The organism is Stutzerimonas stutzeri (assembly GCF_002890895.1).
GTDB lineage: Bacteria > Pseudomonadota > Gammaproteobacteria > Pseudomonadales > Pseudomonadaceae > Stutzerimonas > Stutzerimonas stutzeri_AB.
Genome location: NZ_POUL01000003.1, coordinates 277,479 through 301,359, shown reverse-complemented (window position 1 = coordinate 301,359; position 23,881 = coordinate 277,479). Strand labels below are relative to the sequence as shown.

The 23,881-nt window shown below is 59.7% G+C and carries 18 protein-coding genes and 1 pseudogene; 4 read left to right on the top strand and 15 right to left on the bottom strand.

Features of this window, described 5'->3' with window-relative positions:
* Positions 1-11 precede the first annotated feature (11 nt).
* From CXK96_RS07100 to CXK96_RS07070, 7 genes and pseudogenes are all read right to left on the bottom strand, one after another.
* A complete protein-coding gene (locus tag CXK96_RS07100; protein ID WP_102835774.1) occupies positions 12-458 on the bottom strand; it encodes a hypothetical protein in 447 nt (148 codons plus the stop codon).
* On the bottom strand, positions 448-2,469 hold the full coding sequence (locus CXK96_RS20920; protein ID WP_256061587.1) for a hypothetical protein: 2,022 nt from the start codon (positions 2,467-2,469) through the stop codon (positions 448-450). The genes CXK96_RS07100 and CXK96_RS20920 overlap by 11 nt, the downstream gene beginning before the upstream one ends.
* Positions 2,466-4,202, bottom strand: a complete 1,737-nt coding sequence (locus tag CXK96_RS07090) for an integrase (RefSeq protein ID WP_102835772.1) — start codon at positions 4,200-4,202, stop codon at positions 2,466-2,468. Before CXK96_RS07090 ends, CXK96_RS20920 begins: the two co-directional genes overlap by 4 nt.
* Positions 4,195-5,508: a site-specific integrase gene (locus CXK96_RS07085; protein WP_102835771.1), complete on the bottom strand. Its 1,314-nt coding sequence runs from the start codon at positions 5,506-5,508 to the stop codon at positions 4,195-4,197. Before CXK96_RS07085 ends, CXK96_RS07090 begins: the two co-directional genes overlap by 8 nt.
* A 58-nt stretch (positions 5,509-5,566) precedes the next feature.
* A pseudogene (locus CXK96_RS07080) lies at positions 5,567-5,890 on the bottom strand (DNA polymerase V subunit UmuC); the annotation flags it as partial.
* Positions 5,877-6,308 (bottom strand): LexA family protein, encoded by a 432-nt coding sequence (locus CXK96_RS07075; RefSeq protein ID WP_102835769.1) that lies wholly within the window; start codon positions 6,306-6,308, stop codon positions 5,877-5,879. The pseudogene CXK96_RS07080 and the gene CXK96_RS07075, both read right to left, overlap by 14 nt.
* Positions 6,309-6,560: 252 nt before the next feature.
* Complete coding sequence (locus CXK96_RS07070; RefSeq protein ID WP_102835768.1) at positions 6,561-7,967, bottom strand: alpha/beta hydrolase; 1,407 nt, start codon at positions 7,965-7,967, stop codon at positions 6,561-6,563.
* A gap of 567 nt (positions 7,968-8,534) precedes the next feature.
* On the opposite strand from CXK96_RS07070, the gene CXK96_RS07065 reads away from it, so the two are divergent.
* The 3 genes from CXK96_RS07065 to CXK96_RS07055 are packed head-to-tail and all read left to right on the top strand — an operon-like array spanning position 8,535 to position 11,714.
* Positions 8,535-10,103 carry a CHASE2 domain-containing protein gene (locus CXK96_RS07065; RefSeq protein WP_219807522.1) on the top strand — a complete coding sequence of 523 codons (1,569 nt, stop codon included), beginning with the start codon at positions 8,535-8,537 and terminating at the stop codon, positions 10,101-10,103.
* A complete protein-coding gene (locus tag CXK96_RS07060) occupies positions 10,006-10,371 on the top strand; it encodes a hypothetical protein (RefSeq protein WP_146030696.1) in 366 nt (121 codons plus the stop codon). Before CXK96_RS07065 ends, CXK96_RS07060 begins: the two co-directional genes overlap by 98 nt.
* Positions 10,368-11,714, top strand: a complete 1,347-nt coding sequence (locus tag CXK96_RS07055; RefSeq protein ID WP_256061586.1) for a M48 family metalloprotease — start codon at positions 10,368-10,370, stop codon at positions 11,712-11,714. The genes CXK96_RS07060 and CXK96_RS07055 overlap by 4 nt, the downstream gene beginning before the upstream one ends.
* Positions 11,715-11,976: 262 nt before the next feature.
* On the opposite strand, the gene CXK96_RS07050 is transcribed toward CXK96_RS07055, so the two are convergent.
* The 6 genes from CXK96_RS07050 to CXK96_RS07025 form a co-directional block, all read right to left on the bottom strand.
* Positions 11,977-12,156: a hypothetical protein gene (locus CXK96_RS07050; protein ID WP_102835764.1), complete on the bottom strand. Its 180-nt coding sequence runs from the start codon at positions 12,154-12,156 to the stop codon at positions 11,977-11,979.
* 179 nt (positions 12,157-12,335) lie between these two features.
* Positions 12,336-13,820, bottom strand: a complete 1,485-nt coding sequence (gene putP / locus CXK96_RS07045; RefSeq protein WP_102835763.1) for a sodium/proline symporter PutP — start codon at positions 13,818-13,820, stop codon at positions 12,336-12,338.
* Between the two features lie 239 nt (positions 13,821-14,059).
* Positions 14,060-14,479 (bottom strand): group I truncated hemoglobin, encoded by a 420-nt coding sequence (locus CXK96_RS07040; RefSeq protein WP_102835762.1) that lies wholly within the window; start codon positions 14,477-14,479, stop codon positions 14,060-14,062.
* The gene (locus CXK96_RS07035) at positions 14,479-15,336 is read right to left on the bottom strand and encodes a DUF3034 family protein (protein ID WP_102835761.1); all 858 of its coding nucleotides are present in this window, start codon (positions 15,334-15,336) and stop codon (positions 14,479-14,481) included. The genes CXK96_RS07040 and CXK96_RS07035 overlap by 1 nt, the downstream gene beginning before the upstream one ends.
* Complete coding sequence (locus CXK96_RS07030) at positions 15,333-17,690, bottom strand: putative bifunctional diguanylate cyclase/phosphodiesterase (protein WP_256061585.1); 2,358 nt, start codon at positions 17,688-17,690, stop codon at positions 15,333-15,335. The genes CXK96_RS07035 and CXK96_RS07030 overlap by 4 nt, the downstream gene beginning before the upstream one ends.
* A complete protein-coding gene (locus tag CXK96_RS07025; protein ID WP_102835759.1) occupies positions 17,674-18,345 on the bottom strand; it encodes a methylamine utilization protein in 672 nt (223 codons plus the stop codon). The genes CXK96_RS07030 and CXK96_RS07025 overlap by 17 nt, the downstream gene beginning before the upstream one ends.
* 232 nt (positions 18,346-18,577) lie before the next feature.
* Between CXK96_RS07025 and CXK96_RS07020 the strand changes: the two genes are divergently transcribed.
* The gene (locus CXK96_RS07020) at positions 18,578-18,802 is read left to right on the top strand and encodes a DUF3203 family protein (RefSeq protein WP_102835758.1); all 225 of its coding nucleotides are present in this window, start codon (positions 18,578-18,580) and stop codon (positions 18,800-18,802) included.
* Between the two features lie 104 nt (positions 18,803-18,906).
* On the opposite strand, the gene putP (CXK96_RS07015) is transcribed toward CXK96_RS07020, so the two are convergent.
* Both putP (CXK96_RS07015) and putA read right to left on the bottom strand, forming a co-directional pair.
* Complete coding sequence (putP, locus tag CXK96_RS07015; protein WP_102835757.1) at positions 18,907-20,391, bottom strand: sodium/proline symporter PutP; 1,485 nt, start codon at positions 20,389-20,391, stop codon at positions 18,907-18,909.
* A 206-nt stretch (positions 20,392-20,597) separates the two neighbouring features.
* Positions 20,598-23,759 carry a bifunctional proline dehydrogenase/L-glutamate gamma-semialdehyde dehydrogenase PutA gene (gene putA, locus CXK96_RS07010; protein WP_102835756.1) on the bottom strand — a complete coding sequence of 1,054 codons (3,162 nt, stop codon included), beginning with the start codon at positions 23,757-23,759 and terminating at the stop codon, positions 20,598-20,600.
* Positions 23,760-23,881 lie beyond the last annotated feature (122 nt).

The window sequence follows — 23,881 nt, the reverse complement described above, 5'->3', positions numbered from 1 at the left end:
GAGCCGTTTTTCTAGAGCTTTCTGGGCCCGCGCGGATCTAGCGAAATTATGTTGGACGCAGGCAGCTGCGCCTCAAGCTCAGCGATACGGCCATACAGCTCTACGATTTTCGCGTCTGCTTCACTCAATAAGCTTGCCAGCTGATCGCGCTGCCGGGAAATTTGCTCATTTCGATCACGCAAGGTTCGGCTTTTCTGACGATTCAGGAGATGCACCTGGTTCAACGAAGGAGGCCGTTCCTCTGAATGCTGTTCCAAGTAATTCTTTATCTCAGCGATGAGGCTGGGGAAACGAGACTTCTTGAGCGCTGACGGATCACTCCCCGCCTCTCTGGCCACGTTGTTCTGAGTGACTGGTGTCCCCTTCGGCAGTAGTTGCGGCCTATTGAGCTTCAGGCGTTCGAAAGCGTCGCGGTATTGATCAGCCGCGCTGCGACGAGCAGTGAGTTCAATGTCCATTTGCATCCCCCATGACACGTCGGAAGCTCTCTATGCTTCGCTGTTGAGCCATCAACGACTCCATTAACGGGCTTCCATGCTGAGCAGTAGCAAGCCTCTCTTTGAGAATATGTTCAAGTTCATCGACCGCATCCAACCTCCCCGAGTCGTACAACACATCAGGGCAAGGTTTTGCGTCCTCTGAATCACCGCCCCCGCAATGGGCAATATTGTCGACTCCACCATACGGACAGGGCTCACGACTTGAACAAACGCCAAGCAGGATCTGGCGACATGTGACCGCGCCCTTCTTCGCCAAACCGATCATTTTCTTTGCATCGTCAGGTGAGATCAGCCGAACGATTTCAGCCTTACGCTTATCTCCATGGGGACTGATAAAACGCTCACTCGTAAGCTGCTGTAGCTCTCTTCCAAGCGCCTCGTACATCGTACGTACGTAGAGGGTGTGAGCCTTTTCCTCCAGACGAATTCGCGAATGATTTTGTCCGTAATAAAGACTCATCGCTCGCGTAATGTGTTTGAGCTGATACTGAAGCGAAGCGTCACTCACGAGCCCGGAAGCTTGCATGTTGACCGCACCAGTTCTACGTAACTGATGCCATGCCAGCGGCCACACAGCTCCCACTTGGTAGTCCTCCGGCAGTGTGGGGGTAGCTAGCCGGGCCAATCTCAAATCCTCAGTCGTGATTCGCAAACGTTCTAGGTCAAAGAGCTTGTGGTACTGCCCCACAAGATCGGCATATGGCGGAATGGTTGGTCTCAGAGAGTGATCACCTTTTTTGCGCAACGGAGTCCATGGCTCGCAATAAGAGTCAGTCAAATATCGGCTAGCAAGACCTCTCGTTTGTCCGTGAGATGCGTGCAATGAGCGAAACAGAGAAATCACATCCATCGCCCGCACAGCGACCTCCACAGATGGGGATGTGACCCACATCGCGTCGCTATCAGACAGCGTTTTTGTCGTCTGCCCGCGTAGCAAAAAAATGTCGCCGAAACTCTTGTCGTGCTCAACGTCTAGGCATCCGGATCGGAGATCCCAAGCCTCCTCGACCCGCATGAGACTGAAATTAAGGATGTAAGCTAGGCCAACGCGGTTGACCAGTTTGAGATAGCTAGTCAGCGCTCTTATTTGCAAGACGTCAGTACGGCCCACCCAACGCGTAAGCAGCTCAAAAATGCCGAAACGTTTCGCGGTGTCTGCAAACTTCCCCAGAAAACGAAGTCCCGTTTTGGCCCCCGACAACTGCATGATATGGCCGCAAAATGGCGGTGCGTTTTGGCACAACGCTCTTTCCGATGCTCGCTGATTATGTTCGTAAGCGGCGATGCAGAACCTGTAACAAGCCTCAACCTGTTCTCGGTGAGATAAGAAATCGTCAAGGCACTCTCGTAGCCTGGTGAGTTGATACTTCCAAATACGCGGAGGAATGTACGGTGTTTGAACCGTATGATGAGGTGGGAAAAGTGCAGCCAGACGGGTTATGGAGCCCGAGTCCAGCAACGTAAACCCTACGACCCCACGGGACGCGTAAAGCTCATGCATTAACGTTAGAAACTCGGTCTTTCTTGACGTGTGAAGAAAGGCTGGGATTTTTTCGATTACGCGCGGAAAGTGGCTTATTTCGCTGGCAAGTATCCCTGCCTCTTCGCAAAGCACAAACAGTCGCCGCATCTGATCGAAACGCGTCTTAAGAGATCTGTAGCCACGAGCGCCGTACGGGCCGTATAACCACCAGCCTGTGATAATACGAAGCAAGTTGGCGTTAGCTGAACAAATGGGCGCCGCTACCTTGGTAGCTGGGCCATCCCCAAAATTCAGCGTCAACGGTCGCTTGGCCCATGGGTCAAGCCTCCAAATTGGATCGCCCCAGCGACTAATAACCTTGCCCTGTGCATCAATTACAACCGGCCAGTCTGGTGGTGGGGGCCAGCTTTCAGGACGGAAATTAGGTGCCCCAGGAATAGCGAGAGGCGACTCGATTGAAAGTCCCAATGAGGCGAGCATATTCATAGAGATGGCCCACCCGTAATTTCTGCAAGCCGAATAAATCCGTCCCATGCCGGGTGGTAGTTTTCCTCAGCTATGCGAGCCAGCGCCTCTTTCACCCAAAGCCGACGCACTTCACTGCTTTCTTGAAAAAACCGTAGCTTCGCACTCAGACGCTCGACTGCAAGCATCGCAGGATGGTCAGCCTCGCCAGCTCTATCCGTATTAGCCGGGCGATACCTCATCAGCTCTAAACTTTTAAGCACTCGCAAACTGCTCAGAGACCAGACGTGATCCTCGCTTTCAATATCCCGATGATTGACGCAGAAAAGGCAACCAGCAGCGTTAGTACAATCGGGGTTGGGAGCATTATTCGGAGCATCTATGACCGTTTCCGGCGTAGGCGTCACACAAGCACCTGGAGCGGGTGAGCAAATGACGGGATCTGCTTGCCGGTGAAATCGAGTGATTTCAATCATCGCAATTTGCGGATTGGGCTCTGCGTACACGCGGATTAAAGTTTCAACTGTGTGCTGCGCGATTTCCGCTACCAGTTCAGGGCGTTGCGACTCACGTAAAAGCCAATTAATGCGCGCCCCCCGAAGCTTACGAGGTCGAACAAATCGAACATTGGAATCGGTGCAGATGCGCGCGATGGCTGTGAACTGAGGGGCTGCTAAAACCAGACGCCCACCAGGACGGACGAGAGGAAAAAGAAGCCCCTCCAGATCGTCTGGAAACCACGTATTTCGCCACTCAATGTAGCGTTCGAACCACTGCCTGTAGCTTGAGAAAACCTCAAACAGCACTTCACCCTGACGGCGATTTTTGTAAGACCTGACTTGGTAACCATCAAGGTGGCTCGTGTAGTGGTATTGATCGATCCGAAGCTGATGCGCCTGCGATAAATTCATGCCGGTTTGTGCAATGAACATAAGCAGCTCAGCTTCGATTCGAACATTCACTGCCGGGTATCGAGTCTCGATTGAAAGGTCAGAATTGCGAAGATCGCGGTTTCGAAGGATGCCCGCAATCTGGTATTTGGTTTGAGGTCGAATTCGGCGTGACGCGTCCTTCTCTGGATCGCGCAGGCGGCACCAGATAGCTAGCGTCGAACCCGACCGCAATTTAACTGGGATGGGAAGTGGCCCCGTCACAGCCTCATAGGTTAGGGCCGTACAAACGTCTGCAATTAGCTGCCCGAATGAAAAGCTCTCCTCTAAACTTTGCTTATCAGCCCCCCTATTAATGAGCTTTGCGGTGCCTCTGGGTTTGCGAATTCGAGTGCTGTACAGGAGCGTCGAGCTTCGGCCTAGAACTCGGTCGAGCATCGTGGCGGTCAAACTTGCCACGTCGTATAACGATCCCGCAGTTAGATAACCCTCCACGCGGTGACGCTGTAGAAGATGTTCAGCCCACCCAAGGTATGCTCCCTCGACCGTATCAATACTCAACGAACGCCGGCACTCATCCACCCACTGGAAAAACTTCCTCAACGCCCCGACCTTGTTATTCGCCGAAAAGCGGCTTCCTCCGCCGGCAAGGTCATCGGTCAAACGATCATGGAGTTCTTTCACCAACTCCCAGCGCTCCAACAGAGGTTCACCGAAAGCACCTGATGTGATTTCACTGCGTACAGTTTTTACCTTTGCCCCTGCACCACCGCAGTACAAAAGCGGTGCCAGATCCCAAGGCGTCTCGTTTTTGGCGTACTCAAGCATTGGAAACGTCAGGTCAAAAGGCGTCAGATCACTCATTGCTCGCTCCCTGCCTCGAAGCGATACCCGTAAACGCTGTCATGAAGCTGTTCGCAATGGCCTGCTTAGCGGGGGCGGCCTGCACAAATTTGATGTATTTGAAGGTTGTCGCTTCCGAGTTCCGACCGTGAAGCAGTGCGTTGCCAACGGTCGCAATCACTACCGCTACATCAGCGCAATTTGCTAAAGCGAGCTTAGTTAGCTCAGTCGCAAAGGTGCACCGGGATTGGTGGAAGCGGAATTTCCTAAGCGCCTTGATGCCAGCCGCGATACCGAATTTTCTAAGCGATGACATCTCAACGTTTATGGCAGAAGACTGATCGCTGTTGCGCCGTCCGTATGGGTTTCCGAAACGAGTCAGGAACACTAGGTTTCGATTCTCACCAGCAGCAGATGACTCGCGCGTCCACCTGCGAAGTCCCTTGGTGTATTCCAAGACTTCTGAACACAAAACTTCGGGAATCCATACCTGGCCAGTTACTCCAAATTTGGTATGCACAGGCGGGGACGCACCTGGCCCAACCGGTATCAGAAGCAAACCTTCAGCAGACGGATCAGGTATCGCGCGCTCCAACGTCTCAATACGAAGGTCACAGATCGTTCCCAGTCGCATGCCCGTGAAAAAGCCTAGAGCTAGCATCAGGTAAAGCTCAGGTGAGGCGTTACATTTTGCGAAGTCGAGGATCAAGTCCCGGTCAGATGAAGAGACAGGGAGTAGCCCACCTTCCAAAGTGATCCCAATGCGCTTGCGGTTGGGGATACCCAAATCGGTAGTAGTACCAGCCAGGGTTCGCTCAAAGCCCACTTGGTCGAAGTATTTGATGAGGAAACGCTTGTCCTTCCACAGTGGCAATACTGGCGACAGCAGCCCACGTCTCCTAACCCACCTGTAGAAACTGATGCAGTTACGCATGTACTCGGAAGCCGTAGCCGGGCTGATGTGACCGGCATCCCGAGCCTTGATAAGGGCTCCACGGTACTGAACAAGGCACCGATCAGCTTTACGAGACGGAAACTCAAACCATTGAAGCCCGCGACTCTCCAAGAATTTCGCGTAGTTCAGCAACCCGTTAAGGTTGCTAGAAACGGTCTTAAGCAGTGCCTCGCCATTGGTGACTCGCTCCATCCCCCAGAGGTTGGCCTCTCTCCAGGGCAAACCGTCTTCCCAGAATATTTGCGGTAGGCCTTCGATCACTACACGTGCGCTGTTAAGCGAGTAGGTAACCAGATCGTCAGTGACAGAAAGGTCATGCGGAATGAAGTGAATGTGTTCGACGGTAGCCAAGCGAAATCTCAGTAAGAACAAGGGTGAATGTCCATGGGGGCGCCATCTAACTTTGGACGTCCACAGCATGCAACTTATTCTTATCGATGGAATACACCTCGACGGCCGGCACGCGCTGTTCGATCACCGTCATCACGCGCTCGCTCATGTCGCCGTAGAGCGCGTAGTTGCTGGAAAACACCACGACGCCCCAGCGCTCCAGATCACAGCGGACCTTGAAATATGGCGCGCCCATCTTGATGCCGAGGGCTTTGGCTTCCGCTGAGCGAGCGATCACACAGCCGTCGTTATTGGAGAGTACGACGATGGGCGTGGTACGCAGGTCCGCGCGGAAGACGCGCTCGCAAGCGGCGTAGAACGAGTTGCAGTCGATCAGCGCCAGTACGCGCTCAGTATTTGCCATGGAAACGCACACTGAAGGGCACCACGCCCCAGACGTAGAGCTCTTCGCTTTCAAGCAGGTAGCGCGGGGGAAACTTGGGGTTGGCCGAGCGCAGGATGATCTGTTCGCCCTGCCGGTCGAAGATCTTCACCAGCGGCTCGTTGTTGAGCGCTGCGATGACGATCTCGCCTTTCTCCGCTTCGCGCCCGCGATCGATGATGAGTATGTCCCGGTCGAAAATACCGACGTGAATCATGCTGTCGCCGTCTGCGCGCGCCAGGTAGGTGTGCGGCGCGCGGATGTTCATCAGCTCATCGAGCGAGAGCGTCCCCTCCATATGGTCCTGCGCCGGGCTGGGAAAGCTGGCGGGCACGCAGAAGCTGAAAAACGGCAGGGCAATGGTGGACGGAGCAGCGGGCCCCAGGAAATGCACGGGCATGGCACAGACCTCAAAACTGTATATGCGTACAGTATTGAGGGCCGAAGGCCGGGTCAATCGAACCGGACGTAAGGACGATCTGGCTTGATGCGATGTGCCAACAATCGGTACAGCAAGCGGCTAAGGTTATGCACCGCGTCATGCTTGCTTTGCTTCGTGATGCCCATTTGCTTTTCTCTGATCGCAAAAAAGCCCTGACTGGCAGGGCTTTTTTCGGTCAATGATCCCGGCTCGGATCAAAGGGCCGGTTCATCAACTCCCGGGACAAGCAGGCAGCGCGGTCCGGTTCTGGGTGCCGTCGTTACGCGTGAACTGGCAGCCATAGGCAGGGTTGGCCACTACGCGCGGATTGAGGACCTCGTCACCGGCTGGCTTGATGCCCTGCTGTTCCCACTGCAGCATCGCAGCCATTGCTTCGACCTGTTCTTGATAAGTGAAATCACAGTGACTGGGTGCTCGGATGGCGCGTTGCACCAGCAGGTCGCCGTTGCCGTTGGCGACAGCGTTGCGGCGATAGATCTGCTGGTGTTTGAACGGCACGTAGAGGTCGCCCAGGGTGTGGATGCTGACCACCGGGACGTTGAACTGGCCATTCACCACCGGGATCCAGCGCAGGCCGTCCGGGCGGATGCTGTTGGCCGGTGGATGACCGATCACGCGGATGATCGAGTCGTTGAACTCGCGTTCCTCGCGGGACATCGCCTTGTTCGTGTCGAACTGATAGCGGGTGGCGAGGTTGCCGCTGAGCGAGTCGGCCAAGATGCCGTTCACCGAACCGTCCTGCCCTCCCGTACCCAGCACGACGCTCTGCAGGCCGGTGCGGAAACCTTCAGCGAAGATCGGCCGCTCGCCACCGCTGAGCTCACGAACGACCCCTTCAAGCTTTTCTCCCTGCGGCGACGGATCGGTCGGGTAGCTGTCCCACAACGCGCCGATGATCAGCGGGAGCTTGGCCTGGAAGTCCGTCGCCGGGAATGTGGTCGGCCGCTGCCCTGCCAGGTGCTGGGCAGCCAGGGTGAAGTTCATCAGGTATTCGAATTCATAGACGTCGCCAGTAACGCCGCACATCGGCACCGAACCGCTGTAGCGCAGCGGGTTATTGGCGGTGGCGTAGGTTTCGGCTTCCACCGCGGCGGCCGCAACATGGCCGCCCATGGAATGCCCGGTGATGTAGGTCTTGCTGGGCTGGGCTTTGCCGGTCAGCTCACTGAAGGCGAGCGCCAGGGCGTTGGTATCTTCAATGCCTGCACGTACGTCGTAGTAGTTCTTGCTGTAGCTCGAAGCGGCCCAAGCGTAGCCCTGCTGCAGCAGCCATGGCCGGATCGGTGGCGGCCCGACAGTGAGCTCCGGTCCTGTGCCACGGTAGCCGTGCGCGTACATGATCAGCATGCCGTTCCAGTTGGGTGGCACTTCGATCTGGTAGGACGCCCCTTCGTGGATACCGGTCCAGCGTTCGCTGGGCAGACCGGGGAATGCTGCCAAAGGCGATACGACCGGGACGAAGACGCGCGAGTCCTGTTCGCGGGACTCGTTGTGGGATACGGGCGGCTTGATCGGTTTGGAGCGAGCCTGAACATCGGCAGCGATGCCGACACCGCCAACCAGCATGACACCAACGATGGCACGCGCGCAGGCTGAAGCCAACTTGCTTGGGAGCATGGGAGTTTCCTCGATTATTGTTTTTGTTTTACAGGCCTTGTTAGCGATACGAGCTCTGCCGGGCTTGCCGACCACAAGCGGTACACGCATTTCCACTAACCGTGGCAGAAAGCTTGGACCTGTCAAATAGCTAAGCCGCTCGGAGGATGAGCGGCCATATCGCTTCGGGAATATCACAACTGGCGCCGCGCTTATGGACCGCTTCCGTAACGGACAGACTCTGGCGCGGTCATGGGCTTCGCCAGCTCAGAAGACTACCGAGCTGAGCGCAGGATTCTCGGCTCAGACCATACGACGCTGCGGCCTTTGGTCAAAGGATCGCTGAAACAGTTCTGCACTGTTTAATCGGTGCGCACCCATCGATGGGCAGGCGGAACTATCCCGTTATCACCTAATCCGACATAATCGAGCGAAACGGATTTGCAAAGTGCCAAGGAGAGCACAGATGAATACATATGGAACGTGGCTGCAAGGTCAGCAGCCGGGTTCGGGCCGACCCTCGGCGCCGACCACTCCCACTGCGCTGCAGGGTCTGGATGAGTATTGTTGGGTTGGCTGCATCAAATGATGTCTGAGGAAGCCAACACAAACATCAACGGTACGCATCCTGAGGAGCAGACGACTGCAAAACGCATCAGCGCTGCACTGAATGCCTTCCTGCACGTTTTCGACCGGCAGCTCAAAGCTGTGCTCACGCGAAAGCCGGTGCGGTTCATCCTATATTTTCTTCTTGGCTACTGGGCGCTTGGCAGCGACCCACTCGGGCTGTCTACGGCATCGGACAAGGCCATCTCTGACGAGCTTGCCCGCTTGGGTGCCTACCTCGCGCCCTCCCCCCCGGCGCCGATAACAGTCGTGGCGATCGACCACGACAGCATTGAAGGCCTGCACAACCAGGGAAAGGGCTGGCTTACCGCCGATGACTGGCCCCTCACCTATGTCGACCACGGGCGCATACTTCGGGATCTGGTGCTATCCAGAGAAAAACCCGCTGCGGTTTTCTACGATATATTTTTCGAGAAACCGCGGGCCATCAGCGGGGACATGACCCGGTTGGGCCGGCTGCTCTCGCGTCTGCAGGATCAGCCCGAAGCCGCTCCTCTCCTTCTTTCCGGTGGCGGCAGCTTCATGCCGATGTCGCCAGAGGCATACCAGGCACTCGGGCGACCGCCGCTGGCGGTCACTGCCTGGGAAGGCTACGGAGATTTCTACCCGCTGCATGCGCCGCTGCGTACTGGCGGCGACAGTGCTGGTGCCGCTAACGCTCCGATGGCCGCTACGGCGCTCTATCAGGCCCTGTGCGCCCGCCGGGGCCAAAATTGTGATTGGTTAGCGCAGCCTGACCAACCAAACTTGGCCGTTCAATGGGAGCTGGTCGACAAGCCCGGATGCGGCAGCAGCGATGCCGGACATGCATGGGCCCGAGTGGCGCGGGACCTGTTCAACATGCTCGGACGCGCCATCGGTTTCGGCGATGCGCTGCAGCCACCGCCTGCGTCGTGCCTGCCGTTTCATCAGGTACGCTTGGCCGACCTGTACGCAGACGAACCCGCTAGCCTGCGACCTCCGCATCTCAATCCGGGAGAGCCTTTCGTGGTGCTGGTTGGGGTGGTAATGCCGAGCATGAAGGACTATCTGCCGTCGCCGCTGTACGGTTTGATAGAAGGCGTCTACCTGCATGCGGCGGCGCTCGAAAATTTGCAGCGGCACGGTGCCAGCTATATCCATGAGCACGACATCACCTCGATCAGCCTGGCTCTGCTGATGCTGCTGATCGCCGCCGCCATGCATGTGCGCCGCTACAGCAACAGGACCATCAACCGAATACTCGAAAGCGAGATTCTGCTGGTGGTAGCTATACGCTGGTTGGCCTGGTGGTTCTTGCTTTGCGCCGTCGTGGTGGCTCTGTACTGCGCGTTTTATATGGTCTGGCGTATCGCACCGGAAGGCTGGTTGACGCTCATTGCGCTGGCCCCGCTCTTGCGCGAGGTGGTTCTGACAACCGAATCGAAATACGACACACAACAGGGAGAACGACATGAAGAAAGGACGACTCGCAGCCATGGTGATGGGCTTGATGCTGATGCAAGCGACACAGGCGCAGAACGTAAAGATCAGTGCAATTCCCTCTCCTGAGTTCACCGAAGTGGAGTCACTCAAGACCGGTGCATTCAGACCAGTAGCCGAGCTCGGCAAACTGAAGTTTCCGCTCAGCGCTCAGACCGAGAAGTCCGACGGCACGCTGGTATTCAGGGCCGACGGGGAGCGCTACCGCATTGGCCGCGCGGATGTGACGCTGCAAAACGAAACGCTGGTGGTCGATGCCTGCAACACCGTGCCGGTGATACTTGCCCTGGATTCTCGCTCCGCAACAGTCAAGGGTGCCGGGGAGGGATGCCGGTGAAACGAATCCTCGGTGTTCTTGCTCTAGCGGGTAGCGCGTTGCTAGCCGGCTGCGCCAGTGACGGCAAATACAGCGCCATGAAGGAAATGGCGGGTTACGACCGGCGAGTCAATATCAATGACATCCGACAACTACATCAGATGGATCGAACCGCCGTTCAGGACCTCGAGTTGATCAGGTACATGCAGCGCATCCGTACACGCTTGGAGAACGCCCAAGGCACGCCTTGCAACTGCGTGGTGTTGGTTGACTCGTTCGGTGGATACGAAGCGTATTCGCTGTCATCTACCAGCATCGTGGTCTCGGCCGGCCTTGTCGCCCAGGCCGGCTCCGAGGACGAAATAGCGGCGGTAATTGCCCATGAGCTCGGGCATGTCTACGAGCGGGACAATATCAAGGGCTGGATGCAGGAAGCCGCAGTCGACCTGATCAAGGTCGGCGGATGGGCAGCCGGAGCTGGCGGCTACACGCTACTGCTCGGCGATTCTGTCGAAGCGGCCTCGAAGGGCCTGATCTACCGGCGCTGGAACGGCGAGCAAGAAACCGCTGCCGACCTGTTTGCGACCGACCTGCTGTTGAAAAGCGAATATTCGCTCGATGGCCTGAAAATGGCGCTCCGCCGCATAGCCGATTACGGCTCGCAAGCCGAAGAGCGAAGGATGCAGAGCACTGAAGGATGCCTGATCAGAAACGGCAAGAACATCAGCGTGAACTTCACGGGTTGTACCCAGCAACTGACCGAGTCGGAAAAAAGCATTTATCAAGCCGATCGGCTAAGCATGGTACGCGAATCGGCCTGGAAGGCTTCGCCCGAGCAGCGCCGCCGTCGTACCGGCGCAGCGCCACCCCGCTTCGCCTCCGTCGACTACCTGTTTGGTCTCAATGCGTTGGTCTCTGGCGACAAGGCGGCTCTGAAGAGAGCATTGCAAAAGGTGGAACGACGCACTGTTCCGCCTGCATTGGCCGGGAATGCCGCGGTGAGCAATCGGCTCGCCATGGCGCACTTCCTAGCTGGCAATAACAACAAGGCAACAAGCTATCTGCGCGCCAGTCTGGAGACCACGGATAGAACCGCATGGACGTTCAATCATCTGTACAAGGAGGTGGATAAATCGGGTGACCCGAAGGCTGTACAGAAGGCGATATTCGATGCCCACGATGAGCTCGGCTACATGGCGACCTTGCTTCCGATCGAATACTACCTGTCGAAACGGCACGGCCTGACTGTTCTGGAGGCCGTCTCCTATGGCCGCTGTGCATCCAATCTGATCGATGACAAGGACACCTATCAGCGTTGCACCGAGTTCCAGAAATACGCGGCCAACGGCAGAGCCGACTGGTGACGAAAACCCCACTCCAGACGGAGCTGGGTTCACGAGAGTGGCCATTAGAGACGTGAAAATGATCGACGTCGCTTTGATGGATGCGTTGTACTCATCAAGGCGACGGTTCCGAAAGGTTCGTGCATACGGGGCGTGATGGACACGCGGTGCGGTTGATGCCCCGGAATTGGGATTCGGAAGCCAGGCCGTAGGATTACCGTGAAAATCATATCGCCACTGCTGGACAGCAACATGCCGCTCAGCCTGCGATTTCAAGCCTGTATCAGCAGTTTCCTTTCTTCGCCTGGCCCGGCGGGCAATGAGTTCCGCCATGACCACCATGCCCACCACCGTCGCCGATATCGATACCGACGCCTGGCAAGCGCAGGCTGCAGCCAGTCATCAGTACAGAAGCCAATACAACGGCCATGGCCCGGATCATCATCGTAGATTGCGCTTTCATTGGAATACTCCTGAATTTCCTGACGTGCGCCACTCAACGGCGCCCGGCGCACAGTATCCAATGCTGCATCAATGGGCGACAGCCCATTCTTGCGGCGGCGCGGCGCCAATCACGAATGACGGTTTCAAGGCTTGCTGCGCTGATCGCTCAGCAGGCCCTGATCCCCACACGGCCCCTTCCTAGCCCGCGTGATATTCCGCGTCAGCCACTTCGAAACGCTGCTGAATGGAAGCCGCAGGCTCCTTGCCCATGATGCTCACCACATAGATGGCGATGCTCGCGAGAATGAAGCCAGGGATGATTTCGTACAGCCCTAGACCGATGAATTGCTTCCAGACCACCACGGTAATCGCGCCGACCAACATGCCGGCGAGCGCGCCGTTGCGGGTCATGCGCTTCCACACCAGTGAGATCAACACCACCGGACCAAAGGCTGCACCAAAGCCGGCCCAAGCGTAGGACACGAGGCCCAGTACCTTGCTGTCCGGATTCGACGCGATGCCGATTGCGATCAAGGCAATCAGCAGCACCATGGCCCGACCAACCCAGACCAGTTCAGTCTGCGAGGCACCTTTGCGCAGGAAAGCCTTGTAGAAGTCCTGGGTCAATGCGCTAGAGCTGACCAACAGCTGCGCGCTGAGCGTACTCATGACGGCGGCCAGCACGCCGGAGAGAATGATGCCGGCCACCCAGGGGTTGAACATCAGCTTGACCAGTTCCATGAACACACGCTCGCCGTTCTCGGTGACCGGGCCGGCCAGCGCGGGGTTATCGGCGAAGTAGGCAATGCCGAGGAAGCCTACGGTTACAGCGCCTGCGAGGGTCAGGATCATCCACGCCATGCCGATGCGGCGGGCGTTGGGGATGGTCTTCACCGAGTCGGCAGCCATGAAGCGCACCAGGATGTGCGGCTGGCCGAAGTAGCCAAGGCCCCAGCCGAGCAACGAGATGATCGCGATGAAGGACAGCCCCTTGAACATGTCGAAATTCGACGGGTCCTGGGCCGCGATGGTGTCCATGGCGGTGCCCATGTCGCCCAGGGCGAGGATGACGAACACCGGCGTGATCAACAGCGCAAAGATCATCAGCGTGGCCTGCACGGTATCGGTCCAGCTCACCGCCAGGAAACCGCCGATGAACACGTAGAGGATGGTCGCTGCCGCACCGACCCACAGCGCCGTACCGTAATCCATGCCGAACGTCGACTCGAACAGACGTGCACCGGCCACTACACCGGAGGCGCAGTAAATGGTGAAGAACACCAGAATCACCAGCGCCGAGAAGATCCGCAGCAGGCGGCTGGTGTCCTCGAAACGATGGGAGAAATAGTCCGGCAGGGTCAGCGCATTGTGGTTGTGCTCGGTGTGCACACGCAGCCGCCCCGCGACGAATATCCAGTTAAGCCAGGCGCCGGCGATGAGGCCAATAGCGATCCAGCTCTCGGACAAGCCGGCAACGAAAATCGCGCCGGGCAAGCCCATCAGCAACCAGCCGCTCATGTCCGAAGCGCCCGCAGAAAGAGCGGTGACAAAACTGCCGAGGCTGCGCCCGCCGAGGATGTAGTCGTCGAAATTCTTGGTGGCGCGGTAGGCGGTGAAACCGATGAGAATCATCGCCGCGATATAGATCACGAAAGTGATCAGGGTGGGGGTGCTCACATTCATTAGTCTTGTATTCCTTGTGCTGCGGGGACCTAGCCCCCGCCTCCACTGACTAGACGCGAACGCTTGTGGCGCAGCGCTGGCAACGGACGGTCGGGTTAGAACGAAAGCATAGCGTCTCGAAGCGCTCTTCGCTCGCGACCGGACAGTTTTGGCGGGTAAAGGTGCGAGCGGAGCGATCAAACGATGCTCTAGGAGCGGCCGGGTCGCAGCGGCTCGCTTCGGTCTCACCGCTCGCGCAGTCAGCGCTCGATGACTTGCCCGCGCATGGGCGCCAGGCGCGCCAGCAAACGGTTCTGCACAGGGATCGGCACGCCCTCGACGGTCATCGCCGCCTGCAGGTTTTCCACCAACGCGTTGAAGTCGCTGGGTGTCAACGCCAGGCCTTTGTGGCTTTCTTCCATGCTGTCGCCGGTGTAGACGCAGGGACCGCCCGCCTCGGCGCAGACCTGCTCAATCAGCTTGTCGCGCAGGCGTTGGATGTCGATGTCCTGAAAATGCTCGACGATGCGGGGGTCTCCAGCAATGCGCAGCAGCATGCCTTCGACAATCCGAGTCACACCGGGCTCGCCACCGAGCTGCCGATACAGGCTGTCATCCTTGGGCGCTTGCCCAGCACAGGCACCAAGCAACAGGCAAAACAGCAGGACAAACTGGCGCATCAGAGGCTCCCCTGGACGGACAGGTACAGGCCATCCTGGTTATCCAACGTGGCGATTTCACCCAGCCGCGCATAAGCCAGGACCACGGCAAGGCGCTTGTTGGGGAAGTAGCCGAGGAACAGATCGGCCCAGTCGCTTTCGCCCGCAAAGGACAGGTTGTCCGGCTTTTCACGGTACTCAACGCCCAGCGCCCAGCTTGGGTTGAACAACACGGCAGCCGAGCCCTCCTTGAGCAGGCTGCGGCTGTCGCGACGGTCGCCGCCGAATCCGAGCAGGCCCAGCTCATTGGCGCGGCTGTAGCGCACGCCGCCATTGAGCAGGAGGTTGTAGCCAAAGGCACCCGCGAGGATCAGGCGGCTGGCGGTGAGGTAGGCCTCGGTGTCTTCATCGCGCTGCGCGCCGACCAGCGACGGGATCAGGAAATCCTTCTGGCGCTTATGCTGCACACCTAGCGACACCTGGGGCAGCCGGTCGTAGACCAGATCGCCGAACAGCCGCAGTTTGGCGCCGATGATGTCCTGGCTGAGGCTGTTCTCGGGGAGCGAAAGGTCGCGCGCCAATGTGCCGAGATCAAAGCGCTGCCGCGCAAAGGACAACTCGAGGCGGTTATCGAAGGCCACCGCCACGCCAGCGACGTCCAGTCGGTAGTCGCCAGTCTCGACACGGGTAGCGAAGACGTCGCCGCCCCACTCACCGCGCTCACCGTACCCCGCCAGCACGGCCCAGGGCGTAATCCCCCCACCCGCCGACCCTTCCAGACTGGTCGCCCCGCCGGTGGCCAACAGACGGCCTGCATCGGCACTGGCCAACATCGGCGCCCAGCACACCGCCAGCAGCAGCGTTCGCCAACCTCTCATGAATGCTCCTTGCGCGGCCGCGCGGCCAGATGAGGTTGTTGCTTCAACCAGGTTTCGAAGACGTCGGCCGGCAACGGGCGGCTGAAGAAATAACCTTGCAGTGTGTCGCAACCCCAGGCCCGCAACAGGTCGCGTGTTTCACCATGCTCGACGCCTTCGGCCACGACCTTCAGGCCCAGCGCGTGGCTCATGTCGATGGTCGAACGGACGATCACCGCATCACCGCAGGTGTCATCCAGCTCACGAATGAAGGATTGGTCAATCTTCAGCTCCTGCACCGGCATGCGCCGCAGCTGAGCAAGTGACGAGTAGCCGGTGCCAAAATCGTCGACCGACAGCCGAATGCCCAGCGAGCGCAACCGATGGAGCATCGCCAGGGCGCGATCCGGGTCGCGCATCATCGCGCTTTCGGTAATCTCGAATACCAGCTGGTCGCCAGGGATGACATAGCGCTGCAGCAACTCCCCGACCCGCTGTTCCAGAGTCAGGCTGGAGAGGTCTTCGGCGGAGATGTTCAACGACACTTCCATGTACAGGCCGCGACCGTTCCAGAGATGCAGCTGCCGCAGCACCGCCTCGATCACCCAGGCGGTCAGCAACTGGATGCTGCCAGTGCGCTCAGCCAATGGAATGAATTCGCCGGGCGACACCATGCCGTGGACCGGGTGATTCCAGCGCAGCAGCGCCTCGGCCTGATAAACCCGACCGTACTCCAGGTCGATCTTCGGCTGAAAATGCAAATGCAGCCCGCCAACCTGAGCGGCGTGGCGCAAGTCTCGAATCAGGGTGATCTGCCGCTGATGGGCATCGTCACGGCCGTGCTGGTAGAGCTGCAGGCCGTCCGGCAGCTGCGCGGCGTCCTGCATGGCGATCCGTGCGCGCCGCAGCAATTCGTCGACGCTGCCGGCATCGTCCGGGTAACCGGCCACGCCGATGTGCGCCTCGATGCGCATCTCCAGCTCGGCGACGCGTACCGGCAAGGCCAGCGCCTGCTGCACCGCCACCGCCGCGCTGAAGGCGTTGTCCGCCGAGGTATCACTGACGATCAGCAGGAATTCGTCGCTGAGCATCCGCGCCAGGTGGTCACCAGGTTGCAAACCGGCCTGTAGGCGTTGGGTCAGCTCACGCAGCGCCTGATCAACCCCTTCGGGGCCGCCGCTGTCCTGCACGCCAGCCAGATTGCCGATGCCGATGTGCAGCACCGCGGTGGTTCGCCCGGCGCCAATGGCATTTGAGAGCAGCTCGCCAACCAGCGAGCGGTTCGGCAGCCCGGTCACATCGTCGTGGAGCATGTTGTGGGCGATCAGCTGTTCGCGCTCAGCGATGCCACTCTGCATCTGGTTGAGGGCGCTGGCCAGCGCGCCCAGTTCGTCACCACGATCCAGCTCGATTGGCGTCTGGTAATCGCCGCGCCCAACCCGCTCGGCCGCCCGGGCCAGCGCATTGACCGGCTCGGACAGGCTGCGCGCCAGCAGCAGCGCTCCAAGCAGCGAGGCGATCAGCCCGACAAAGGCGATCAGCAGAATTCTTGAATCGAGCTGATGGAAGCCGGCCAAGGCATCATCCAGCGACCGGTGCACGAGCGCGATGACACTGAAGTTCTCACCCACCGACAGCACGATGTCCTCGTTGAGATAGCGCTCACCGTTGAGCAGCAATTCCTCGATGCCCGTTGCATGGTCATGCCGACTCCATCCATCGATCAAATCGTCGCGTGTTTCTGAAGCGAGCGTGGTGACCAGCTCGCCCTTACTTTCGCCCTCTCGGGTCAGGAACGACACGTCCAGGCTAGTCAGCTCTTTGAGTTCGCCCGCCAGCGCCTGGTCCATGGCAAAGCCCATCACCACACGGGCGATGGGCAGCGGTGCGCGAACTTCGGCCTCGACCATCAGGTGCGCCTGCCGATCCAGTGAAACCACCAGCATCGTCAGTCCTTGCTGACGCGCCGCGCGCAGCTCGTCAGCGTAACGGAAGGTATCGCCCGGTCTGACATTCGACAGGCTCGACGCCAGCACCTTGCCGTTGAGATCCAGCAGCATTGCCTCACTGGCGCTGATACGGGCCGCCTGATTAGTCATGGCTGATTGCAAGGTAAGCGTGTCGCCGCTGGCGACAGCTTCCTTGAAGCCGAAGTCGGCAACCAGCACCTGAACGCCGTCGCGCAACTGGCGGCCACGCATGTCCAGCAAGCGCTCGAATACCCGTAGACCTGACTCCAGCCGCTCAGCGGCCTGGCTGCTCACGGCCGACTCGGTGACCAGGCGCACAGAGAAATACAACGCGGCGATCACCACCAGCAGAAAGGCGGCGAGGATCCACGACAGTCGCGCGTGGAAGCTAAGGCTGCGCGTCACGGGTGGCCTTCCTGAAAGCATCGGCGAACGCCGTGGGGGCCGGAGCCGAAGGTTGCAGCGCGGCAGTAGCCGCAACCGGCAGCTTCAGCTCGACCGGCGCCTCGCCCAGCCGCAGCGTGCCCGCATCGATTGGTTGCATATCCACCAGGGCCGGGTGCCAGAGAGTCGCTGGATACTCGCCGGCAGGCGCGTCCAGCTGGATGCGGCCTTCTGCGTCGCTGACGCCAAACCAGGGATCATCGGTGATGTAGACGTAACCCAGCATCCAGTCGTGAATGTTACAGCCCAGTATCACCAGGCCTGGTTGGTCGAAGGTTACTGGTGCGCTCGGCGTGCCCTCGTAGAGGCGCAGTTCGAACCGCTTGGCAGGGGAAAAGGAATAGACCTGATGACGGATGTCATCACGATTGGGGAAGCTCACCGCTGTGCCGGTCGCTACGGCGAGCACCGCCGGCACGAACTGTTTGTCGATCTGATCCATGACCGCTGCGGCGCTTGGCTTGACCTGTGCCGTGCCCGTCAGGCTGAGTACGGCGCCCGCAACCGGCTGCCCCTGGGCGTCGACGACAAGCGCGCTAAAAGGCTGGGCCTGCGCAGACGCCGCAAATGCGCAACACAGCATAAATAAACTGGACCGCAAAACACCGTTGAACATCTGGCTGGCTCCGCCATCGTGATTACCGTTGGGACTACCGCCTTCCTTGGCAACCTGCTGGCCGCATCAGGCTAGCCTATCGCCATCACTTGATCAGCATAATTTTCATGTTCCGGCGTGCTTCCATCAGGCTCGATCAGCGCTGCACGCCAAACGGATCCTCTTGGCCACGGTCTCACTCTCAGTAGCTGCACTTTTCTGTGCGGTTTCAGCGCAACCCAAGGAGCCCGCTATGACAGTCCATCTCGATACCGATAACGGCACCTGTTCAACCACACTCGAAAACGCTACCCATACCAGCGCAATCAAGGACGTCCGTGTCTCGACAGATCCTGCGGCCCGCATGTCCATGGCGCATATCAGCGGTCACAGCGTTCACGTGACCGAAGACATGGCCGAGCACCTGATCGCCGCTGGCGCAAAGGACGATCGCAGGAACCTTGTTGTCGACGATTGAGTCCGCCGCATGAGCCACTGCCGACCAGCGGTAGGCGGTAGTGCATAAAAGAAAACCCCGCTGCCGGAACACCGGCAGCGGGGTTTTTTGGGTGGGCCAATGAATCAGCGACCCTGGTATTCGCTCTCGGCGTCTTCGAAGCGCTTGAGCATGCTCGGTGAAGCACCGGCGCCGACTTTGCTGAAGATCACGATAGCCAGGCTGGCGAGGATGAAGCCGGGAATGATCTCGTAAAGACCCATGCCAATGAATTCCTTCCAGACCACGACAGTGACCGCACCGACGACCATGCCAGCCAGCGCGCCATTGCGGGTCATGTGCTTCCACAGCAGCGAGATCAGTACCACCGGCCCAAAGGCGGCACCAAAGCCGGCCCAGGCGTAGGACACCAGGCCCAGCACCTTGCTGTCAGGGTTCGAAGCGATGCCAAGGGCGATGAAGGCGATCAGCAGCACCATCGCACGACCGACCCAGACCAACTCGGTCTGTGAGGCGTTCTTGCGCAGCATGGCCTTGTAGAAATCCTGAGTCAGGGCGCTGGAACTCACCAGCAGCTGGGCACTGAGCGTACTCATCACGGCAGCCAGCACACCGGAAAGGATGATGCCCGCCACCCAGGGGTTGAACAGGATCTTCACCAGCTCCATGAACACACGCTCACCGTTCTCGCTGACCGGGCCGGCCAGTTCCGGATGGCCTGCAAAATAGGCGATTCCGAAGAAGCCCACCGCCACGGCACCGGCCAGGGTCAGGATCATCCACGCCATGCCGATGCGGCGGGCGTTGGGGATGGTCTTCACCGAGTCGGCGGCCATGAAGCGCACCAGGATGTGCGGCTGTCCGAAATAGCCGAGGCCCCACGCCAGCAACGAGATGATGGCAACGAAGGACAGGCCGTTGAACATGTCGAAAGCGGCTGGGTTCTGGGTCGCGATGGTGTCCATCGCAGCGCCCATGTCGCCCAGTGCCAGGATCACGAACACCGGGGTGATCAACAGCGCGAAGATCATCAGGGTGGCCTGCACGGTGTCAGTCCAGCTGACCGCGAGGAAGCCGCCGATGAACACGTAAAGAATGGTGGCTGCTGCACCGATCCACAACGCGACGTCGTACGGCACGCCGAAGCTGCTCTCGAACAGCCGCGCACCAGCCACGACACCCGAGGCGCAGTAGATGGTGAAGAACACCAGCACGACCAGCGCCGAGAAGATGCGCAGCATGCGGCTTTCATCTTCGAAACGGTGCGAGAAGTAGTCCGGCAGGGTCAGCGCATTCTTGTTGCGCTCGGTGTGTACACGCAGGCGTCCGGCCACGAACAGCCAATTCAGCCAGGCACCGGCGATCAGGCCGATGGCGATCCAGCTTTCCGAAAGACCAGCGACGAAAATTGCGCCCGGCAAACCCATCAGCAGCCAGCCGCTCATGTCCGAAGCGCCGGCAGACAGTGCCGTGACAAAACTGCCCAGGCTACGTCCCCCGAGGATGTAGTCATCGAAGTTCTTGGTTGCACGGTAGGCAATGAAGCCGATCAACAGCATCGCGCCGATGTAGATCACGAACGTGATCAAAGTAGGAGTACTGATGCTCATTTTGTTCCCTCGTTAGTTGTTGTTGATGGGCGCGAGGGTATTCCCGATCCCACCTGGCAGAGGGCGATGGCGGTTCGCGCCATCACCGGGACGGGCTCACCTGAGCCCATCAGAGGCGGAAGAGCGATCCGCCAACTGTTCTGGTTGTTTTGATGAGCTGGCGGTCTCTGAACCGAGCCGCCAGCCATTTCCTGCCGAGTCGACGATCAGTCGTCACCCAGCGACAGCAAGGACGCGTTACCGCCGACAGCCGTGGTGTTGGTCGAGGTGGTGCGCTCGTTGACGAAGCGCAACAGGTAGCTCGGACCACCCGCCTTCGGACCGGTACCGGACAGGCCACAGCCACCGAACGGCTGCACGCCGACCACCGCGCCGACCTGGTTGCGGTTGACGTAGAGATTGCCGACCCGCGCCAGGGCTTCAATGCGCTCAGCGGTTTCCTCGTTGCGGCTGTGCACGCCAAGCGTCAGGCCGTAACCGGTGGCATTGATGTCGGCGACGACCTTCTCCAGATCGGCCGCATCGAAACGCACCACGTGCAAAACTGGACCGAACTGCTCCTTCTTCAGCTCGAGAATGCTGCCGATCTCGAACGCTACCGGCGCCACGAAATGGCCGTTGAGGCTGCCAGGCAGCTCTGCTTCGGCGATCAGCTTGCCTTCGGCCTTGAGCTGCTGGATGTGCGCCAGCAGGCCCTCGCGCGCTTCGGCATCGATCACCGGGCCGAGGTCGTTTTCGCGCAGGTGGGTCGGGCCGACCTTCAGCTCGGCCATGGCGCCCTTGAGCAGTTCGATCACACGGCCGGCGATGTCGCGCTGGACGTAGAGCACGCGCAGGGCCGAGCAACGCTGACCGGCGCTGGTAAAGGCCGAACCGACGGCATCCTTGACCACTTGCTCAGGCAGCGCGGTGGAATCGACAATCATCGCGTTCTGGCCACCGGTCTCGGCGATCAGGGCAGCAATGGCGCCCTCCTTCTCGGCCAGCTGGCGGTTGATGATACGTGCCGTGTCAGTGGAGCCGGTGAAGCACACGCCCACCACGCGCGGATCGCGGCAGAACACGCCACCGAGCGTGGCGCCGTCGCCGGGCAGGAAGGCAATCGCCTCCTTCGGCAGGCCGGCTTCGAACATCAGCTCCAGCGCGCGGGCAGCGATCAGGCTGGTCTGTTCGGCTGGCTTGGCCAGTACGGTATTGCCGGCCACCAGCGCCGCGGTGATCTGACCGAGGTAGATCGCCAGCGGGAAGTTCCAGGGGCTGATGCAGACGAACACGCCGCGGCCTTCATGGAACAGCTCGTTGCGCTCGCCGGTTGGGCCCTTGAGCTCTTCACGACCGAGCTTCAGGCGGGCCTGTAGCGCGTAGTAACGGCAGAAGTCCACCGCTTCGCGGACTTCGTCGATGCCGTCCTGCAGGGTCTTGCCTGCTTCCAGCGTGCACATGGCCATCAGCTCGGCACGGTTGGCTTCGAGCAGGTCACCAAGGCGCTCGAGGATCTGTGCGCGCTGTTCGATCGGCGTGGCGTTCCAGCGCGGCCAGAAAGCGGCCAGACCGTCGATAGCCTGCTTGGCCTGCTCGGCGGTGGCGAACTGAGCGGTGCCCACCTCCTGGCTGAGCTGATACGGGCAGTGCACCTTGTGCGGCGCACCGGTGAGCTTCTGTCCGGCGATTACCGGGGCGGCCTGCCACTGGCGGCCAAGGAACGTCTGATAGGCGCTGGACAGTTCGTTCCACTGGGTCTGGATGTTCATGTTGATGCCTTGCGAGTTGGTCCGGTTGCCGTACAGCGCCGGCGGAAGCGGAATGCGATGGTTGCCGAGAGTCTTGAATTGACGCAGCTGGGTCACCGGGTGGTCGATCAGGGAATCGACCGGTACGCGCGGGTCGACCAGCTGGTGGACGAACGAGGAGTTCGCGCCGTTTTCCAGCAGACGACGAACCAGGTACGGCAGCAGGTCTTTATGCGCACCGACCGGCGCGTAGATGCGCACGTTCTTGCGGTACTTCTCGATCACGGTGTCGTAGAGCGCGTCGCCCATACCGTGCAGACGCTGGAACTCGAATTCACGCGGCGTCTTCAGTGCGCCGACCATCGACAGGATGCAGCTGACGGTGTGCGCGTTGTGGCTGGCGAACTGCGGGTAGATCACGCCACGTGTCTGTTCGGACAACAGGTAGCGAGCGCAGGCCAGATAGGAGGTGTCGGTGCCTTCCTTGCGGGTGTAGACCGGATAGCCGTCGAGGCCCTGGACCTGGCACTGCTTGATCTCGCTGTCCCAGTAGGCACCCTTCACCAGACGCAATGGGATCCGTGCATTCAGCTCCTTGCCCAGCAGGGTCAGCCAGACCAGCACCGGCAAGCAACGCTTGGAATACGCCTGAATGACCAGGCCAAACTCGCCCCAGCCAGCGATGGCTGGGTCACGCATCAGCTTTTCATAAAGCTCCAGCGACAGCTCGAGGCGATCGGCCTCTTCGGCGTCGATGGTGATGCCGACATCCAGGCGGCGCGCCAGGATCGCCAGTTCGCGGACGCTGGCGAACAGCTCGGTCAGTACGCGCTCACGCTGAGCCACTTCATAACGCGGATGCAGCGCCGACAGCTTGATCGACACCGACGGACGTGGACCGAGGCCTACCTGGGGCTCTGCGCCAACGGTTTCCACGGCCTGACGATAGTCGGCCATGTACTTGCGCGCGTCCTCGACAGTCAGTGCCGCTTCGCCGAGCATGTCGAACGAATAGGTGTAGCCCTTTTCGCGCTCGGGGCGGCCGTTCTTCAGCGCCTCAGAGATGGTGCGGCCCAGCACGAACTGCTTGCCCATCAGCTTCATCGCCTGGTTCATCGCGGCGCGGATAACGGGTTCGCCGGAGCGTTTGACCAGGCGGCCGATGACATTCTTTGGGCGACCATCGGCGTTTTCCGGATCGACCACCTTGCCGGTCATCACCAGGCCCCAGGCAGCGAAGTTGACCAGCACGTTGTCGCTCTGGCCGAGGTGGCGTTCCCACTCGGCGGCATTGAGCTTGTCGCGGATCAAAGCGTCAGCGGTGGCCGAGTCCGGCACGCGCAACAGCGCTTCGGCCAGGCACATCAGCATCAGGCCTTCGTGGGTGTCCAAACTGTACTGGCGCAGCAGCGCGTCGAGGGTGTCAACGGCGTTATCACGGCCGCGTACGGCTTCGATCAAGCCACGTGCTTCGCGGCGAATGGCTTCGATGCCTGCCTCGCCGGGGTCGGCGAGTTGCAACAGCTCGTTCAGGTAGGCCGCCTCGTCAACGCTGTAATTCGCGCTGATGGCGGGGAAGAATTCGGCGGCTTTCAGATTGGCGAAATCGCCCTGCAAGACTTGACCGGCTTTGAACATCGCGCCGCTCCTCTCGTGGAGTGTTGTTGTGATGAATCAGGCCCGGCGGGTCGCCCACACCAATGATGGCGCAGCGGTGGCCGCCAAACGGGTAGGGGAATCTACGGCGAGAGAGTTTTGCG

What these genes read in the sequence shown, in the direction of transcription:
- CXK96_RS07035 (WP_102835761.1), bottom strand. Translation starts at nt 15,336, where the DNA reads ATGAGAGGTTGGCGAACGCTGCTGCTGGCGGTGTGCTGGGCGCCGATG.
- CXK96_RS07025 (WP_102835759.1), bottom strand. Translation starts at nt 18,345, where the DNA reads ATGTTCAACGGTGTTTTGCGGTCCAGTTTATTTATGCTGTGTTGCGCA.
- CXK96_RS07075 (WP_102835769.1), bottom strand. Translation starts at nt 6,308, where the DNA reads ATGCCCGTGCATTTCCTGGGGCCCGCTGCTCCGTCCACCATTGCCCTG.
- CXK96_RS07090 (WP_102835772.1), bottom strand. Translation starts at nt 4,202, where the DNA reads ATGAGTGATCTGACGCCTTTTGACCTGACGTTTCCAATGCTTGAGTAC.
- putA (WP_102835756.1), bottom strand. Translation starts at nt 23,759, where the DNA reads ATGTTCAAAGCCGGTCAAGTCTTGCAGGGCGATTTCGCCAATCTGAAA.
- CXK96_RS07020 (WP_102835758.1), top strand. Translation starts at nt 18,578, where the DNA reads ATGACAGTCCATCTCGATACCGATAACGGCACCTGTTCAACCACACTC.
- CXK96_RS07070 (WP_102835768.1), bottom strand. Translation starts at nt 7,967, where the DNA reads ATGCTCCCAAGCAAGTTGGCTTCAGCCTGCGCGCGTGCCATCGTTGGT.
- CXK96_RS07100 (WP_102835774.1), bottom strand. Translation starts at nt 458, where the DNA reads ATGGACATTGAACTCACTGCTCGTCGCAGCGCGGCTGATCAATACCGC.
- CXK96_RS07050 (WP_102835764.1), bottom strand. Translation starts at nt 12,156, where the DNA reads ATGAAAGCGCAATCTACGATGATGATCCGGGCCATGGCCGTTGTATTG.
- putP (WP_102835757.1), bottom strand. Translation starts at nt 20,391, where the DNA reads ATGAGCATCAGTACTCCTACTTTGATCACGTTCGTGATCTACATCGGC.
- CXK96_RS07060 (WP_146030696.1), top strand. Translation starts at nt 10,006, where the DNA reads ATGAAGAAAGGACGACTCGCAGCCATGGTGATGGGCTTGATGCTGATG.
- CXK96_RS07065 (WP_219807522.1), top strand. Translation starts at nt 8,535, where the DNA reads ATGTCTGAGGAAGCCAACACAAACATCAACGGTACGCATCCTGAGGAG.
- CXK96_RS07040 (WP_102835762.1), bottom strand. Translation starts at nt 14,479, where the DNA reads ATGCGCCAGTTTGTCCTGCTGTTTTGCCTGTTGCTTGGTGCCTGTGCT.
- putP (WP_102835763.1), bottom strand. Translation starts at nt 13,820, where the DNA reads ATGAATGTGAGCACCCCCACCCTGATCACTTTCGTGATCTATATCGCG.
- CXK96_RS20920 (WP_256061587.1), bottom strand. Translation starts at nt 2,469, where the DNA reads ATGAATATGCTCGCCTCATTGGGACTTTCAATCGAGTCGCCTCTCGCT.